At 65.8% G+C, this 13,731-nt stretch carries 12 protein-coding genes and 1 pseudogene; 3 read left to right on the top strand and 10 right to left on the bottom strand.

The genetic code is table 11. The features are described 5' to 3' along the window. The first annotated feature begins 127 nt into the window (after positions 1–127). Together ABD050_RS03085 and ABD050_RS03080 are read left to right on the top strand one after the other, a co-directional pair. A complete protein-coding gene (locus ABD050_RS03085) occupies positions 128–499 on the top strand; it encodes a type II toxin-antitoxin system RelE/ParE family toxin (protein WP_343887669.1) in 372 nt (123 codons plus the stop codon). Further along, a complete protein-coding gene (locus ABD050_RS03080; protein WP_343887668.1) occupies positions 483–812 on the top strand; it encodes a helix-turn-helix domain-containing protein in 330 nt (109 codons plus the stop codon). Before ABD050_RS03085 ends, ABD050_RS03080 begins: the two co-directional genes overlap by 17 nt. A gap of 201 nt (positions 813–1,013) precedes the next feature. Here the strand turns inward: ABD050_RS03080 and ABD050_RS03075 are convergent, their stop codons facing one another. The 10 genes from ABD050_RS03075 to ABD050_RS03030 form a co-directional block, all read right to left on the bottom strand. Then, positions 1,014–1,502, bottom strand: a complete 489-nt coding sequence (locus ABD050_RS03075) for a hypothetical protein (protein ID WP_343887667.1) — start codon at positions 1,500–1,502, stop codon at positions 1,014–1,016. A gap of 145 nt (positions 1,503–1,647) precedes the next feature. Further along, positions 1,648–3,456, bottom strand: a complete 1,809-nt coding sequence (locus ABD050_RS03070) for a beta-propeller domain-containing protein (protein WP_343887666.1) — start codon at positions 3,454–3,456, stop codon at positions 1,648–1,650. 822 nt (positions 3,457–4,278) lie between these two features. Next, entirely contained in the window at positions 4,279–5,274 is a 996-nt protein-coding gene (virB11, locus tag ABD050_RS03065; RefSeq protein WP_343887665.1) for a P-type DNA transfer ATPase VirB11, read from the bottom strand. After that, complete coding sequence (locus ABD050_RS03060) at positions 5,271–6,398, bottom strand: TrbI/VirB10 family protein (RefSeq protein ID WP_343887664.1); 1,128 nt, start codon at positions 6,396–6,398, stop codon at positions 5,271–5,273. The genes virB11 and ABD050_RS03060 overlap by 4 nt, the downstream gene beginning before the upstream one ends. After that, positions 6,398–7,087, bottom strand: coding sequence for a TrbG/VirB9 family P-type conjugative transfer protein (locus ABD050_RS03055; RefSeq protein WP_343887663.1), 690 nt, complete (start codon positions 7,085–7,087; stop codon positions 6,398–6,400). Before ABD050_RS03055 ends, ABD050_RS03060 begins: the two co-directional genes overlap by 1 nt. Then, positions 7,084–7,938, bottom strand: coding sequence for a VirB8 family type IV secretion system protein (locus ABD050_RS03050; protein ID WP_343887662.1), 855 nt, complete (start codon positions 7,936–7,938; stop codon positions 7,084–7,086). The genes ABD050_RS03055 and ABD050_RS03050 overlap by 4 nt, the downstream gene beginning before the upstream one ends. Continuing rightward, positions 7,935–9,209, bottom strand: a complete 1,275-nt coding sequence (locus ABD050_RS03045; RefSeq protein ID WP_343887661.1) for a type IV secretion system protein — start codon at positions 9,207–9,209, stop codon at positions 7,935–7,937. The genes ABD050_RS03050 and ABD050_RS03045 overlap by 4 nt, the downstream gene beginning before the upstream one ends. After that, entirely contained in the window at positions 9,209–11,581 is a 2,373-nt protein-coding gene (locus tag ABD050_RS03040; RefSeq protein ID WP_343887660.1) for a VirB4 family type IV secretion/conjugal transfer ATPase, read from the bottom strand. Before ABD050_RS03040 ends, ABD050_RS03045 begins: the two co-directional genes overlap by 1 nt. Then, positions 11,560–11,844, bottom strand: coding sequence for a VirB3 family type IV secretion system protein (locus tag ABD050_RS03035; RefSeq protein WP_343887659.1), 285 nt, complete (start codon positions 11,842–11,844; stop codon positions 11,560–11,562). The genes ABD050_RS03040 and ABD050_RS03035 overlap by 22 nt, the downstream gene beginning before the upstream one ends. A gap of 3 nt (positions 11,845–11,847) precedes the next feature. Then, complete coding sequence (locus tag ABD050_RS03030) at positions 11,848–12,219, bottom strand: TrbC/VirB2 family protein (RefSeq protein ID WP_425542401.1); 372 nt, start codon at positions 12,217–12,219, stop codon at positions 11,848–11,850. A 442-nt stretch (positions 12,220–12,661) separates the two neighbouring features. Here ABD050_RS03030 and ABD050_RS03025 point away from each other — a divergent pair. Next, positions 12,662–13,670 (top strand): annotated as a pseudogene (locus ABD050_RS03025) (sugar kinase). Positions 13,671–13,731 lie beyond the last annotated feature (61 nt).

The following is a 13,731-nucleotide window of genomic DNA, read 5'->3' as shown; positions in this document are numbered from 1 at the left end:
AATCGAGCGGCGGATGGAGTTAAGCGGAGTGTCGCCATGACTCCCTCGGCGCCCCCTCCCGCGTTGAATCATAACGCTAGGTGTTATATATGGGCCCTGGAGCGGGAGTCCGACCATTACGCGGATTTTGAAGAATCGCTGGTTCGAGCGCTTCGCGCACAAGGAAGGACTGGGCGATTCCGCGCTGTGCGAGGCGGTGCGGCGGGCGGAAAGCGGGTTGATCGATGCCGATCTTGGCGGCGGCGTCATCAAGCAGCGGGTTGCACGGCCGGGCAAGGGCAAGTCGGGCGGCTATCGCACGCTGATCCTGTTCCGGCAGGGCGACCGTGCAATATTCGCCTTTGGTTTCGCCAAAAGTGGTCAGGCGAATATATCGAAGGCGGACTTGGCTCTGTTGAAGGACGCAGCGGCCGAGGCGCTTGGATGGAATAGCGAGGAATTGGACCGGCTGGTGGCGTCGGGCACGCTGGTGGAGATCGAAGATGAGCACGAAGACTGACAAGGGTTATCGCAGCGAGATCGCTGGCGCCGTCCATGAGATGATGAGCGACGCGCATGACGCGGGCGTGGTGTCCCGCGCAACCCTGCGCACCTTCGATGGGGCGTGCCTGGCCCCGGCGCACCCGTTGGCTGGCGATGAAATCCGCGCAATCCGCGAGCGCGAGCATGTCTCGCAGCCAGTGTTCGCCGCCTATCTCAACGTCTCGCGCAATTTGGTGTCGGATTGGGAGCGCGGCGTGAAGCGCCCCGGAGGTCCTGCGTTGCGTCTGCTGTCCATCATTCAGCGCAAGGGCCTGCGGGCGGTCGCCTGATGGGATGAATGCCTCAATTTTGATGTGCAACGGCCGGAGTGGGTTGAGTGGGAGTCACCGTTACCCGGCACCCCCGAAGCGCGGCGCGATTGAAGTGGGCGTTGTGGAATGATCACAACGTTATCCCGGACTTGTTCAGGGGTCCATCATGCGGCGCACGGTAGGTTTGAAGCGCGTGCTGAAACATTGGATGCAAAAAAATCAGAATCTCTTGACGGTCACGATAACTAACTTGGTCCACGATGGGGAGTCATCCAAGTCGGCAATCATCAGCCGTTCCGGACTCTCGCTTCTGAAAACATCACGGCATAGTTCGGAACCCCCCTCGATCGAGACGCAAAGTTGTCCGTCATATACTCTCCATTTTCCTGATAGACTGACGCCATATCGCATTTCCCGAAACGACGACCATGAGCCATCTGCACTGAACCACTCTGAAAATGGAGCACCGGTTTGGTTTACCGTCGGGTCTGGGGATATAAATCGTCCAGTTAAGCGCGCCGCAACTTCAGCCTCGGTCAGTTTCTTCAAACCTACGTAATTGAATATTTCCGTTTCTGTCGTTACCCGCCCGTCCGAAGTTGCCGGATACGATTGAGCCGAAGCATTGCCGCAGTTCACGACGATGCCAGCCACCGCCACGATGGCTAAATATCGAATATAGGTAATCTCTATATTATTCGACCTCATGCTCAACTGTAACATCCTGGGTCAAAATATTCTGGAACCGCGCCGACGAGGGATAGCCCAATTAAGTGCGTTTTCCACTGCCCAAACGCTTATAGCATCGGAGCTGGAGATATGGGCCTGCCATCGGGGATATCTCCACTCCCCTTCAGCGCGCCGTTCGCGGCGCAAAGTCTATCCGCGACCGCTCGCCGATAAGGCCATCGCTAACCCGCCCCTCAACGAGCTCATAGCCCATCAGCGCGAACACGCGGCCATTGAGAAAGATCGGTCGCGCGTTGCCGTACCAATCGACGCAGGACGCCGTGCACGCATCGTCGCGCGCGCCCTCGGCGTTGGCGACCAGTTCTCCGGCTGGCGAGAAGCGCCGAGCATCGCGGCGAAGGAAGGCGATCGCGGACCCCGATCCCAGGAAGCGAGCGGCGGCAGAATTTTCGAGGTCGCGGGTAACTGGCAACCCCAACATTCCGGAGGCGCCATCGAAACTGGTCTCGTCCGGCCGATAGAAAAACGCCTGGCTGCGACGTTCGCCTTCGTGCGCCGCGGGCAAGAAATATGTGTCTCCAAGCCGGGTCTTTCCCACCAGCTCGATCGCGCTGAAGCCAAGCCGCTCCTTCATGTCATTGCCGATCGCGATTGCGTCCGTTCCGATGATATCAATCCGGTCGACGCCATGGGGTACCGGGACCGGCGCGATCGCGCCGCCGTTCAGCGGCACCGCGTAGACCAGCTTCGTGCCGCTATGCTCATTGAACTCCCCCCCGCTGTAGATCAGATACTTACCGACGAAGCGATTGTGGAAATTCCAACTGTCCTTCTCGACGGGCAAGGAGCGATACGCCGAAGCGGGTACAATGCGCGAACCATCCCCAAAGGCTGAAATTGGGAGTGTGAGAAGTGCTGTGGCGCCTGCACTGCGCTCGGACTGCCACATGGCATCGCCTGCGCTGTCCGTCCGTACGACAACGTTGAGGCGTTGCGCGGCGCGGTTCTCCGCGAAGGAAAACTGATCGACTGGACCGCCCCAGGCTTGAAGAGCGCTCGGGGCAGAACCGTCGAGCGGAAGACGATAGACGAATGCGCCGGATCGCGTGTTTTTGGCTCGGTCCCCGTCCGTCCAGACATACACGGCCTTTGCGGAGACGTAGAATGTTCGCGAAGTGGAGCCCAGCACGGCAGTCGCCCGGCAAGTCATGCGTGGTGCGGTCAGGTCGCACTGCGTAACGGTGTGAAGTGTCGAGAGGTCCGCATCCGGCGTTCGGCGCAGCGGCTCGGGCACATAGAGCCGCGTCGCTGGTAAAGTCCGGGTAAACGTCGCGTCTTGATTTCCGGTCCAGCGCTGAAGGCCTGGCAGTGCGGCGAGCGGCTCGCGCGCGTTGATGTAGAGCGGCGTGTAGAAAATCAGCGTCGATCCAACGAGCCGTGAGGCGTAGTTGCTCGCCGAATAATAGTCATTCGATCGGAGGTGGTAGCTGTCCTCGAAGCGCAGCCTGCCGCTCGGCGAGATACGGAAGCGATTGATCTCGGTGCCGCCGCGTTCGTAGCTGTATCCGACCACGATCACGCGGTCGCCGCTTACGAGCATCTCATCGTACCAGGCGTCGCCGGACGTTTTCGGCGGGAAGGCGTCAATATGGTCGACCGGGTTCATGGAATTCCCGGCAAGCGACACTGTGAACAGTCGCCCGCGCCGCAGAATCACGAGGTGATCTCCGGCAACCTTGACGATGCCGCCTTCGTCGACATCGGCTTCCTGCGTGTTGGTGATGCTGGTGGTCTGGGCACCAGTTGCCCTGTCTTGCACTGGCTCGGCCGCCGGCGCCGCGACGGCGGGCGGCGCAGGCGCCACATCATACATTACCGTCGGAGAAGGCTGAACAGTGCGCTGGCGTGCGGCCAGCCGGCGCATGAACGCGGCCATCTCCTTGTCACTGGCAAAGGCGCGCATCGTGGACATAGCAGGCTTGCTCGGTGCGGCAGGCGCTTCGCACCCGCCAAGCCAGACCGAGAGTATCAGTGCCAGTGCGAACCCCCGCATACCGCCTCCCACTCAAATTATGCGATGTTATTATATAACATTTTCGATAATGGTCAAGTCATGGTGCTGAAGAGCTCGGCGCGGCTCCGCCTCCTGTTGCCCAGGAGATATGCAACAGACGGTGCTGCATATCTCTGCCGATTCAACATTTCCGAGACGCCGCAATCTCGTTTCGGCGCACCCTCCAGTCATCGGCGCCTTCGCCGCCGCAATCCCACCCGATCCCTGGCTCGATTCAACCTTGCCTGCTTTCATGTCAGTGTCCCGTCGATGAAGAACCCAATCATCAAAAGCGTTTTCGCCGCCATGCTGAAACAGGTTTCGCTGTTATGCGCCGAGGTTTTCGCTGTTATCGTCCGGCAGTTTCGCTGTTCCGGGGATTGTTTTCGCTGTTATCGAATAACAGCGAAAACCGGTATTATGGCACTGATAGAACAACGAAATATTTCCAACAAAACGCCCCAAAACGCACCCGAAAAAATTTCTTTCGCTGTTCTTTCGCTGTTCCGGCCCGATAACAGCGAAAATGGCGGCATCCGCAGTCCCGCCGAAATCTTCGACATTCCATCGCGGCGCCTGTCGGCAGGTAGAGTTGGTTCACGCAAAGGCACGAAGGCGCGAAGATCAAGTGCGGTCGGTACGCCCCACGAAGCTGGCGCCGCCAGTCCGTCGGCAAGAAAAGGGAAAGAAGGGCTTCCCTTCCCCTCGGAACTGAACCAGCTTGTGATGTCGCACGCTATCTCAGCGCTTCAACACGACTTCAGCCACATGCCGCCGCCCACCCGTCCGCGCCAGCTGGACGAACACATCGACCGTGCTGCGCACATAATGCAGCACATCGTCGCGGTTCAGCCGCGTGCCGGTCTGCAGCACGAGCAGCGCAATCTGCTCGATCGCCCGCTCCGCGCTGTCGGCATGCACCGTCGTCATCGATCCCGGATGGCCGGTATTGACCGCGCGCAGGAAGGCATAGGCCTCCTCGCCGCGCAGCTCGCCGAGGATGATCCGGTCGGGCCGCATCCGCAGCGAGGCGCGCAGCAGATCGTCAGCGCTCACCTGCGCTTCGCCAAGCGCGCTGCGCGCCGCGAGCAGGCCGACCGCATTGTCATGGCGCAGATGAAGCTCGGGCGTGTCCTCGATCAGGATCAGCCGCTCCTCCGCCGGAATCTCGCGGATCAGCGCGTTGAGGAAGGTCGTCTTGCCGGTCGAGGTGCCGCCCGAGACGAGGATGTTCTTCCGAGCCCTCACCGCCCCCGCAAGCATCCCCGCGACGTCGCCATCGTCGAGCATCGCCCTGAGCGCGATATCGACATCGGAAGGCCCGTCGACATCGCCGCGCTTCGTGCCCGAGAAAGCCCCGTTCGCGACATAGTCGCCAAGCGCGAGATCGGGCGAGACATGCTTGCGGATCGCCAGCGCGAGCGGCCCGCGCGTCGCCGGCGGCCCGACCACCTGGACGCGCGCGCCATCGGGCAAGGTGGCCGAGAGCAAGGGATGCTCGCGGCTGATGCCCTGGTGCGACAGCGCCGCGATCTGCCGGGCGAGCCGGGACAGGGTCGCCTCGTCGAGCCCAGGCGCGTCATGGCGTTCGATCCCGCCCGCGGTCGTCTCGACCCAGACCTCGCCCGGGCGATTGACATAGATGTCGGTCACGTCCGCCCGCGCAAGCATATCGGCTAGCGGCGCAAGATAGCTCCGCAGATAGACCGGGCGGTCGTCGCGCGCCGCCGCGCTCATCGCTGGGTCTCGACCGAGGTGAAATCCAGGTCGCGCGCGACGAACACGGTGATCGCGGTGCCCTGCTTCACCCGAAGCGTCGGCTGGACCTGGGCGCCGCTGGTGAGGGGCGACGCCGCCGAATTCACCACCGAACCCGGCAGCGAGACGATCACCGACGATCCGCCGAGCCGCGAGGCGTAGTTGCTGCCCACATCGAGCGCGGTCTGCAGGATCGCCGCGCCGAACTTCTCGAAGAAATGGGTGTTGACCTTGCCCTTGACGCCGACCCGGCCGAGCGGATCGGCGGCCGGCGAGCCGAGCGCGATGGTAACGCCGTCGGGGCGGACCAGCCTGGTCCACATGACCGTCGCGCGGTTCTGGCCGGGCTGGAGATCGGCGCGATACTCGCCGATCAGCCGGCTGCCGCGCTGGATCAGCACCCTGCTGCCGTCGAAGCCGCGGACATCGCTGCGCACCAGGGCTCGGGCAAGGCCGGGCCGGGTCGAGTCAAGCGCGGTCTCGAGCACGGCGGGAATCAGCGTCCCCTGCGGCACCGTGGTCGGGCGGTGGCGCATGACTGTCGCGCGAGCCCGCGATGCGATCGCTGCGCCGCCGCCGGTTCCGGCCGCCGCGCCCGCTGCACCCGGCGCGCCGTCGGCCTCGGCGGCCACCGGCCCGCCTGCATCGCCCGTCGTCGTATCGACGACCAGCGCCGGATCGCCCGATGCGCGCGGCCGCGGCGGCGGCTGGATCGGCTGCTGGACCGGCGGCGCGGGCTGCGGGACATAGATGATCCGCGGCTGCTCGAAGCGCGGTGGCGGCGGTGGTGGCGGCGGCGGAGGCGGCGGAGCGGCCGTCGCGGTCGGCGTGGGAACCGGCTCGGGCGGCACATAGAGCGGCGCCGGTTGCGGCGATGCGCCGCCGAGAGCATCGCCATAGCCCGGCTTGGTCGGCGGGGCCGAAAGCGAGCGCCGGCGCAGGTCGAGCACGCTGAACAGCAGGATCGCGACGATGCCGATCCCGATCGCGAAGATCCACCAGGGCACGCCGGCGGCGGGCAGCGCGACCACCGGCCGCACATCCTCCTCGGCGCCGCGACCAGCCCGGGGATCAGTGCCGCTCGAAGGAGGGAAGGTCGCCATCAGCGCTTCTTCGTCCGCACCCGCGTCGCGGTCGCGACGTCATGGTCGAGGCGGAACAGCAGCCTCGGCTTCACATCGTCGATGACATAGGTGCCGTCGCGCATCGCGCCGTCGACCAGCATCTCCTGCCCCTTCGCATCGATCGCGAAGATCGCCGGCAGCGGCTTGTCCGCTGGGAAGACAATATAGGTGTGCACGCCGTCATCATCGATCTGGCTCGGGCGCAGCGCGCGGGTGCCGCCGAGCTTGTAGCGCCCCGGCTCGGGCGCCGGCACGGCCGCGACCGTCGCGGCGGCGGGCGTGGGATAGGTGAAGCGCACCGTATAGGCCATGTCGGGCAGCGGCCCGAACATCGGCTGGAGTTCGAACACATAGCTTCGCGCGTCGGTCACCACGGTCAGGTTGGTCGCCGCGCCCTGCTGGAGCGCCTTGATGAACAGATGGTCGCCGCGCTTGTTGGGCGTCACCTGCCAGGCGCCGCTGTCGCCGACCGCGACATTCTCGATCCGCTCGTCGGGCGCGAACTCGACCGAAAGCTGATAGCCTGAAGCGACCTGGAGCTGGACGACCTGGTTCGCGTCATAGGCCACGGTCTGGATGCGCGGGTCGCCCGGGCCGGGCGTCGGGCGCACTTGGGCAATCGCACCGGCCGGCAGCAGCAGGGCAAGGAGGAACAGCGCGATCCTCAAAGCTCGACCTCGGGCTTGCTTGGCTGGCTGGTCGCGCGGCGCGGCGGTGGGAAAGTCGGTGCGGGCGTCGGGCCGGTGGCGGGCACCATTCCCGGCGCTGCCTGAGCCGCCGGGACCCCGGCCCCCGGCCCGCTCGTCCCGGGGGCGGCGGTCGAGGTCGCCTCGGGCTCGGGGATCGCCTCGGCGTCGCGGTGATAGCGAACCACCTGGAAGCCGAGCGGGTTCACGAAGCGATCCTCGCGCGTCATCGGTTCGCCCGAGAAGCGATAGCGGATCACCGCGACCCAGGCGCGCGGCGCCTGCGCCTGGCCGCCGGCATCATGCCGCTGAGTCTCGAACCGCACCAGGGCGGCATTGCCGCCGAGCGGCGATACGCTCTTCACCCGCGTATCCACCACGGTCGATCGCGGGTAGCGCGCCAGCGGGCTGCCCGGGTTCGAGACCTGCACGCTCGTCACATAGTCGGTCCGCGCCGGATCGGCCGACCAGAGCGTGGTCTTGCGGTAGTTGGATTGCAGCGCATCGGCATCGAAGCTTTCGCGCGCGATGACATATTGGACGAGGAAGGACTGGGTCAGCGCCTTGTCGGGCGCGATCGTAGCGGCATCGAGCGGCTTCAGCGCCTCGACGAAACCGGTGTGGCGATCGACCAGCAATGTATAGGGCACCACCGTCTTGAGCGGCGCGAGCGCGATCAGCGCCAATGCCTCGCACAGCGCGACCACCACCGCGGCGCCGGCGACGATCCAGGCGACCTTGCGCGAGGCGCGCAGCGCGTCCTGCTGGTCATGCGCCCAGCTTTCGGCCTGCCCGTAATAAGCGTCGAGCGAGTCTCGTGAGGTCTTGTTCATGCGTTCCTGTCCCGCCGCCCGGCGCTTGCCGATACACGGCCGCGCGTCCTGCGCCGATAACTTTGGCCGAGCGGCACCGCCGCGGCGACCGGAATGTCACGCGAGACCGCCTGGGTTCCGCCGCCGCCGCGATGGCCGAGCTGCGCTGGCGGCGGCGGTGGCGCCGCTGCCTCGCGACGCTGGCTCGCGGCAACCGCATCGGCAACGCCAAAGGCCCGCGAGCGCTGGTCGGCGATCCGGGCAGGCTCGCCGCGCGCGCCGATCGCCGGCTGCGACTGTCCACCGCGAATGGCTTCGATCATGCGATAGGGTGCCGCACGCCATACCGGCGGCAAGCTGAATCCGCGGGCGACGCGGGCGGTCGCGACCAGCGCGGCGATCAGCGTGATGACGAACACCAGCGTCATCACCAGCATCTCGATCGGCACGTCGGGCGTCGGGATGTCGGCGCGGCGCTGGACCAGGATATCGTTGAGCCAGGGCTCCATGATCGCCAGCTCGACACCAAGCACGATCGAGGTCGCGAGCGCACCGAGCGCAGCACCGCCCACCCCGCGCACCCAGCCCTCGAACAGGCCGCGTGTGCCATCGAACAGCAGGAACAGCGCGAACAAGGGCCCGAGCGCAAGCAGCAGGCCTGCAACGACGCGCACCGAGGCAAAGGCGCCGATCGCACCGGTGAGATAGAGCGTCCGCGCCTCGCCGAGCAGGGTCGCGTCGCGCGCCGGGTCCCATTTCGGCCGCTGCGACACTTGCTGCAGATGCTGCATCTGTTGCTGCTGTTGCTGCGGGGTCAGCGCCTGGGTCGGGCCGACGATCTCGTCGACATTGGGCGGCTTGCCGGTGCCGAGGATCATCAGCTCGGCAAGGCCGTTGTCGATCCCCTGCAGCCGCCCGACCAGCCCGCCGCCGCTGCCCGGCAGTCCGCTCGGCGAACCGATCGCCGAGGCCAGCTCGGCCGGCCCGCGCATCGTCACGTCATAGGCAAGCGTGCGGAAGGCCGGCCAGCTCGTCGCCAGCGCGAGCACGACGCCGAGCTTGACCACCGCGACCACGCCGTCCCGCGCATCGGGCACCTGGCCGAACAGCATCCGATAGCCGAACAGCGCGACGAAGATCGTCAGCATCGCGGTCAGTACGAGCGCGATGCTCGACCCCGGCGACGCGAGCGCCTGATAGCCCCCCTGCCCGATCGACTGCGCCTGGCAATCGACATAGCTGAGCACGCCGCTCAGGAACGCGCTGTCCGTGGTGAGCGTCGGGCACGCCATCAGGCACGCTCCAGCAGGCGCGGGATCCAGATCGCCGGATCGTCGCCCGTCTCGCCCCGGATCTCGTCGAGCAGGCGGACGGTGCGTTCGCGCCCCGAGAGGATCGTCAGCAGGTCGCGTTCGCCCGACAGATTGAGCCGCGCCACCACGCTGTCCGCGCCATGCTTGATCAGGAAGCAGTGCGAGTCATCGGGCAGCGTGCGGATCAGCTCATATTCGTGCGGCGTCAGCCCGAAGCCGTCCACATAATCCGAGGCACGCGCCTTCGGGTTGATCATGAAGATTTGCGTCGCCGCCTGCTCGATGATCGCGCTGGCAATCTTGCTCTCGAGAGCATCCTGCGCGCTCTGGGTCGCGAAGCCGACGATGCCGTTGCGTTTCCGGATCGTCTTCTCCCAGTCCTTGATGCGGCGGACGAACACTTCGTCGTCAAGCGCCTTCCAGCCTTCATCGACGACGATGATCGCCGCCGATCCATCGAGGCGCTCCTCGACCCGGTGGAACAAGTACATCATCGCCGGCGTCCGCACCGCCGGATCATCGAGGATCGCCGTCATGTCGAAGCCGACCGCCTCGGCCGAGAGATCGGTCAGATCCTCCTCGTTGTCGAACAGCCAGGCGCGCTCGCCCTCGCCCCACCAGGGCCTGAGCCGCGCCCAGAGATCGGCCGCGTGCGGACGGTGGCCGCCGCGGAACAGCTCGGCGAGATGGCGCAGGCGGCGATGCTCATGCGGCTGCGCGAAGTTGGCGTCGACCGCGTCCTTGATCTTCGCGACATCGTCGATGTCGGCGCCGCCCGCGAGTTGAGCGACCCAGTCGATCAGGAACTGGCGGTTGGCGGGGTTGTCCTCGATCTGGAGTGGGTTGAGTCCCGAAGGCGTGCCCGGCCGCAGCAGGTCATAGCGCCCGCCGATCGCCCGGATGAACAGCTCGGCGCCGCGATCCTTGTCGAAGAAGATGATCCTTGGGCGAAACTTGCGCGCCTGGGCGAGCAGGAAGTTGAGCACCACCGTCTTGCCCGAGCCCGACGGCCCGATGACGGTGAAGTTGCCGAGGTCGCCCTGATGGAAGTTGAAATAGTAAGGCCCGGCCGCGGTCGTCTCGAGCAAGGTCACCGCCTCGCCCCAGTGATTGCCGTCGGCGCTGCCGAGCGGGAAGTTGTGGCCGCTCGCCAGCCCGGCGAAATTGCCCGTGGAGATCAGGCCTCGCCGCGCGATATACTTGAAATTGCCTGGGAACTGAGCCCAGAAAGCCGGCTCGAGCGCAATATCCTCGCGCACCGCGATGATCCCGAGATCGGACAGCGACGCCTGCACCTCGGCCACCCCGGCATCGACTGCGGCCGGCGTGTCGCCGCGCACCGCCACCGTCATATGATGCTCGCCGAATCCGGCGCGGCCGGCGGCGACCTCGTCCTTCGCGCTGGAGAGTTCGCTGCGCAGGCTCACCGCCTCGTCCTCGGCCGACCGCATCCGTCTGAGCGCGAGGTTCATCTTGCCGAGTGCCGCCTGGCGATCGACGAAGCCGAACGACTGCGACACGGTCAGCTCGAACGGTAGGCGCAGCAATTCGTCGAGCATGCCGGGCGCTGTCTGCGCCGGATAATCCTTGATCGACACCAGCCCGACAAAGCCCCGCGGCGCCGCACCCGCAGCGCCGAGCTCGACAGTCTCCTGGCCGAAGCTCACCCGCCGATAGGGCAGATACTGGCCGGCATCCTGAAACGGCATGAGCACCGGCCGCATCTCGCCATTGTACAGCGTGGACAGGAATTCGAGCGGTTCGGAGCAGATGCCCTGGCGCGTCTCGTAGACACCGAGCAGCCGCGGCGCATAGGTGCCGAGCTGGGCCAGCAACGCATCGCGGGCGCCGTCGAGCTGGCGCAGTTCGTTCGCTGAGGTCGTCTCGGGCGCGGTTGTGGCGCGGCCCACCAGGCCACGCAGCCGATCGACGATGCCGACTCGCCCCTGCAGCGGCCGCCTGATCAGAGTCAGAAACAGGTCGTTGACGTAGAGCTGCTTGCCGGCAAGCCGCGCCCGCCACGCCGCATCGAGCTGGCCGGAGAAGGCGTCGGGAAACTCGGCCGGCAGTTCGACATCGGCCCGGCGGCGCACGACATGATGGTAGAGCGCAAAGCGCGACGAGCCGATCGCCTGCAGCATCGCATCGCGCAGCACCTTGCGATAGTTGATCTCGTCGGTGTCCGCGGTTTCGAACAGCATCCCGCGCAGATGGATGAACTGCATGAGCAGGCCGTCGCGCGTCTCGATCGTGTGATCGTCGACGTGCCGCGCATAGGGAAGATGGGCCCCGGCGAACTTCTCGCGGGCGATTGCCCGCGGATTTTGCGTCAGGGGCGGTAGGAGTTGCATCGCCAGATCGCGTAGTTGCGGACGCGCGGACAACGGCTGAGTTTGGTTACCCACAAATCGAAGATGCGCGGCTCGCGCACGCACAACACCACCCCGACGAGATGGACGACGAGCGCGACCGCGAGCACCCAGAAGGCGTGGAAGATCAGGAACAGCTCGGTCGCGATGACGCCGTTGAACACGAAATAGCTGTAGGTGACACCGGCGAACATCTGCGGCCGCGTCAGCGCGACGAACAGCGGGTCACGCTCGACTCCGTTCACCGATCAGTAGCCGGCGCTGGCGGTGGACTGGATGCCCGCGACGATGCTGGCCGCGCCGAACAGGATGAAGCAGCCCAGGATCACGGTTGCGCCGTAGCGCCAGTTGATCCGCCCGGTCAGCATCAGGAAACCGACCGATGCCACCGCGATCACTGCGACCACGGTCGCGACCGTACCGAGCAGCGTGCCTTGCAGCCAGCGGACCGCTGACACGATCGCCCCGGAGCCCTGCGGATCGGCCAGCGAATCCTGCGCCATCGCCACGTTCGACTGGACCAATGCCCATGCCGCGGCCAGCATCGCTGCCCAGCGAAGTTTCTTGCCCTGCAACCCGTCCATCCCCGCGTAACCGTCTGATTCGTCCCCGCGAGACATTGCGCGCTCGCTTGGCGCTTGCCAACCGCTTTCGGTGGCGGCTTTCCGGCGCCGGGACGAGCCGGCACCTGGTTTGCGCGCCGTCCTCCGCCGGTCGATCCTTATGGGCTCGGGCACCAGGGCAAATGCTTTCCGGGCAACGGCCAGCGAGTATCAGGATTGCGGCGGGGAGTTTTGATTGCGGTCGGGCCGATCATGTTCCCGGCATGATCGAGAAATGCCTGGGGGCATTTCGGCCCGATTGCAATCAAACTGGGTGGACTCACGCTCTCGAGCTGACGTAGCGCGTGTCGAGAACCACTACCCACGCCCCGGCCCCTCTCGCAATCGGGAAGAAGATGACCAATCCCTTCGAGTTTGCCGGAAAGGTGGCCATCGTCACCGGCGCGAATACCGGCATCGGCCATATCGTCGCCGTCGACGGCGGCTGGCTGGCGCGCTGATGGGCAGGTTCATTGCCTTTGGCGAGATCGTGCTGCGCCTGTCTCCGCCGGGGCGTGAGCTCCTGCTGCAGACACCGAAGCTCGACGTGTGGATCGCCGGTGCCGAGGCCAATGTCGCGAGCGGGCTGGCGCGGCTCGGCCACGAGGTCGGCATGGCAAGCACGGTGCCCGACAATGATCTCGGCCGCGCCGCGATTGCGGGGCTTCGCGCCAATGGCGTCGATTGTGCCGGCATCAGCTTCAGCGGCGCGCGAATGGGCCTCTATTTCGTGACCAGCGGCGCGGGGATGCGCGCAACCGAGGTCGTCTATGACCGCACGGGCTCGTCCTTTGCCGAGGCGCCTGCCGATATGTGGGACTGGGACGCCTTGCTCGCCGATGCCGACCGGCTCCACCTCTCCGGCATCACCCCGGCGCTCGGCCCCCGGTCCGGCCAGGGCAGCGATCGCTGCCGCCGAAGCCGCAACTGCACGCGGCGTGCCCGTCTCGTTCGACGGTAATTACCGGGCGCGGCTCTGGGAATGTTGGGATAGCGACCCGCGCGGCATCCTTTCGCAACTGGTCGCCCATGCCGATATATTGTTCGGCAATCACCGCGACATTGCGCTGATGCTCGGCGGCGATTTTGGCGGCGATGGCGAGGACCGACGCCGCAATGCTGCTGCGGCCGCCTTTGCTGCATTCCCCAGGCTCCAGTTGATCGCATCGACCGCGCGCCATGTCGAGGATGCCGATCGCCACCGCCTCGCGGCACGAATCGACGCCCGGCACGGCCATGCCCAGACCGCCGAGATCGCGCTCGCCGGGATCGTCGACCGGATCGGTGCGGGCGATGCTTTTGCGGCAGGCGTGCTTCATGGCCTGAGGTCCGGGCAGGATATCGACGCGGCGGCCATGTCGGGCCTGGCGCTGACCTGCCTCAAGCATTCTCTTCCCGGCGACGCGAGCCTGTTCGGCCCCAGCGACATCGACGCATTCGTGAAAGGCGGGTTCGACGTCCGCCGCTGAGACGCACGAAAGCAGGGCCAGGATCCACCATTTCGAAGGGGGAATGTGATCACAGCGGATG

The organism is Sphingomonas oligophenolica, from assembly GCF_039522915.1.
Taxonomy (GTDB): Bacteria; Pseudomonadota; Alphaproteobacteria; order Sphingomonadales; family Sphingomonadaceae; genus Sphingomonas; species Sphingomonas oligophenolica.
This window is presented reverse-complemented; position numbering and strand designations above follow the sequence as displayed.

Excerpts from the sequence above, each read along its gene's own strand:
- ABD050_RS03045 (WP_343887661.1), bottom strand. The coding sequence starts at position 9,209 with ATGGCGTGCCCGACGCTCACCACGGACAGCGCGTTCCTGAGCGGCGTG.
- ABD050_RS03070 (WP_343887666.1), bottom strand. The coding sequence starts at position 3,456 with ATGTCCACGATGCGCGCCTTTGCCAGTGACAAGGAGATGGCCGCGTTC.
- ABD050_RS03040 (WP_343887660.1), bottom strand. The coding sequence starts at position 11,581 with ATGCAACTCCTACCGCCCCTGACGCAAAATCCGCGGGCAATCGCCCGC.
- ABD050_RS03050 (WP_343887662.1), bottom strand. The coding sequence starts at position 7,938 with ATGAACAAGACCTCACGAGACTCGCTCGACGCTTATTACGGGCAGGCC.
- ABD050_RS03060 (WP_343887664.1), bottom strand. The coding sequence starts at position 6,398 with ATGGCGACCTTCCCTCCTTCGAGCGGCACTGATCCCCGGGCTGGTCGC.
- virB11 (WP_343887665.1), bottom strand. The coding sequence starts at position 5,274 with ATGAGCGCGGCGGCGCGCGACGACCGCCCGGTCTATCTGCGGAGCTAT.
- ABD050_RS03075 (WP_343887667.1), bottom strand. The coding sequence starts at position 1,502 with ATGAGGTCGAATAATATAGAGATTACCTATATTCGATATTTAGCCATC.
- ABD050_RS03080 (WP_343887668.1), top strand. The coding sequence starts at position 483 with ATGAGCACGAAGACTGACAAGGGTTATCGCAGCGAGATCGCTGGCGCC.
- ABD050_RS03030 (WP_425542401.1), bottom strand. The coding sequence starts at position 12,219 with ATGTCTCGCGGGGACGAATCAGACGGTTACGCGGGGATGGACGGGTTG.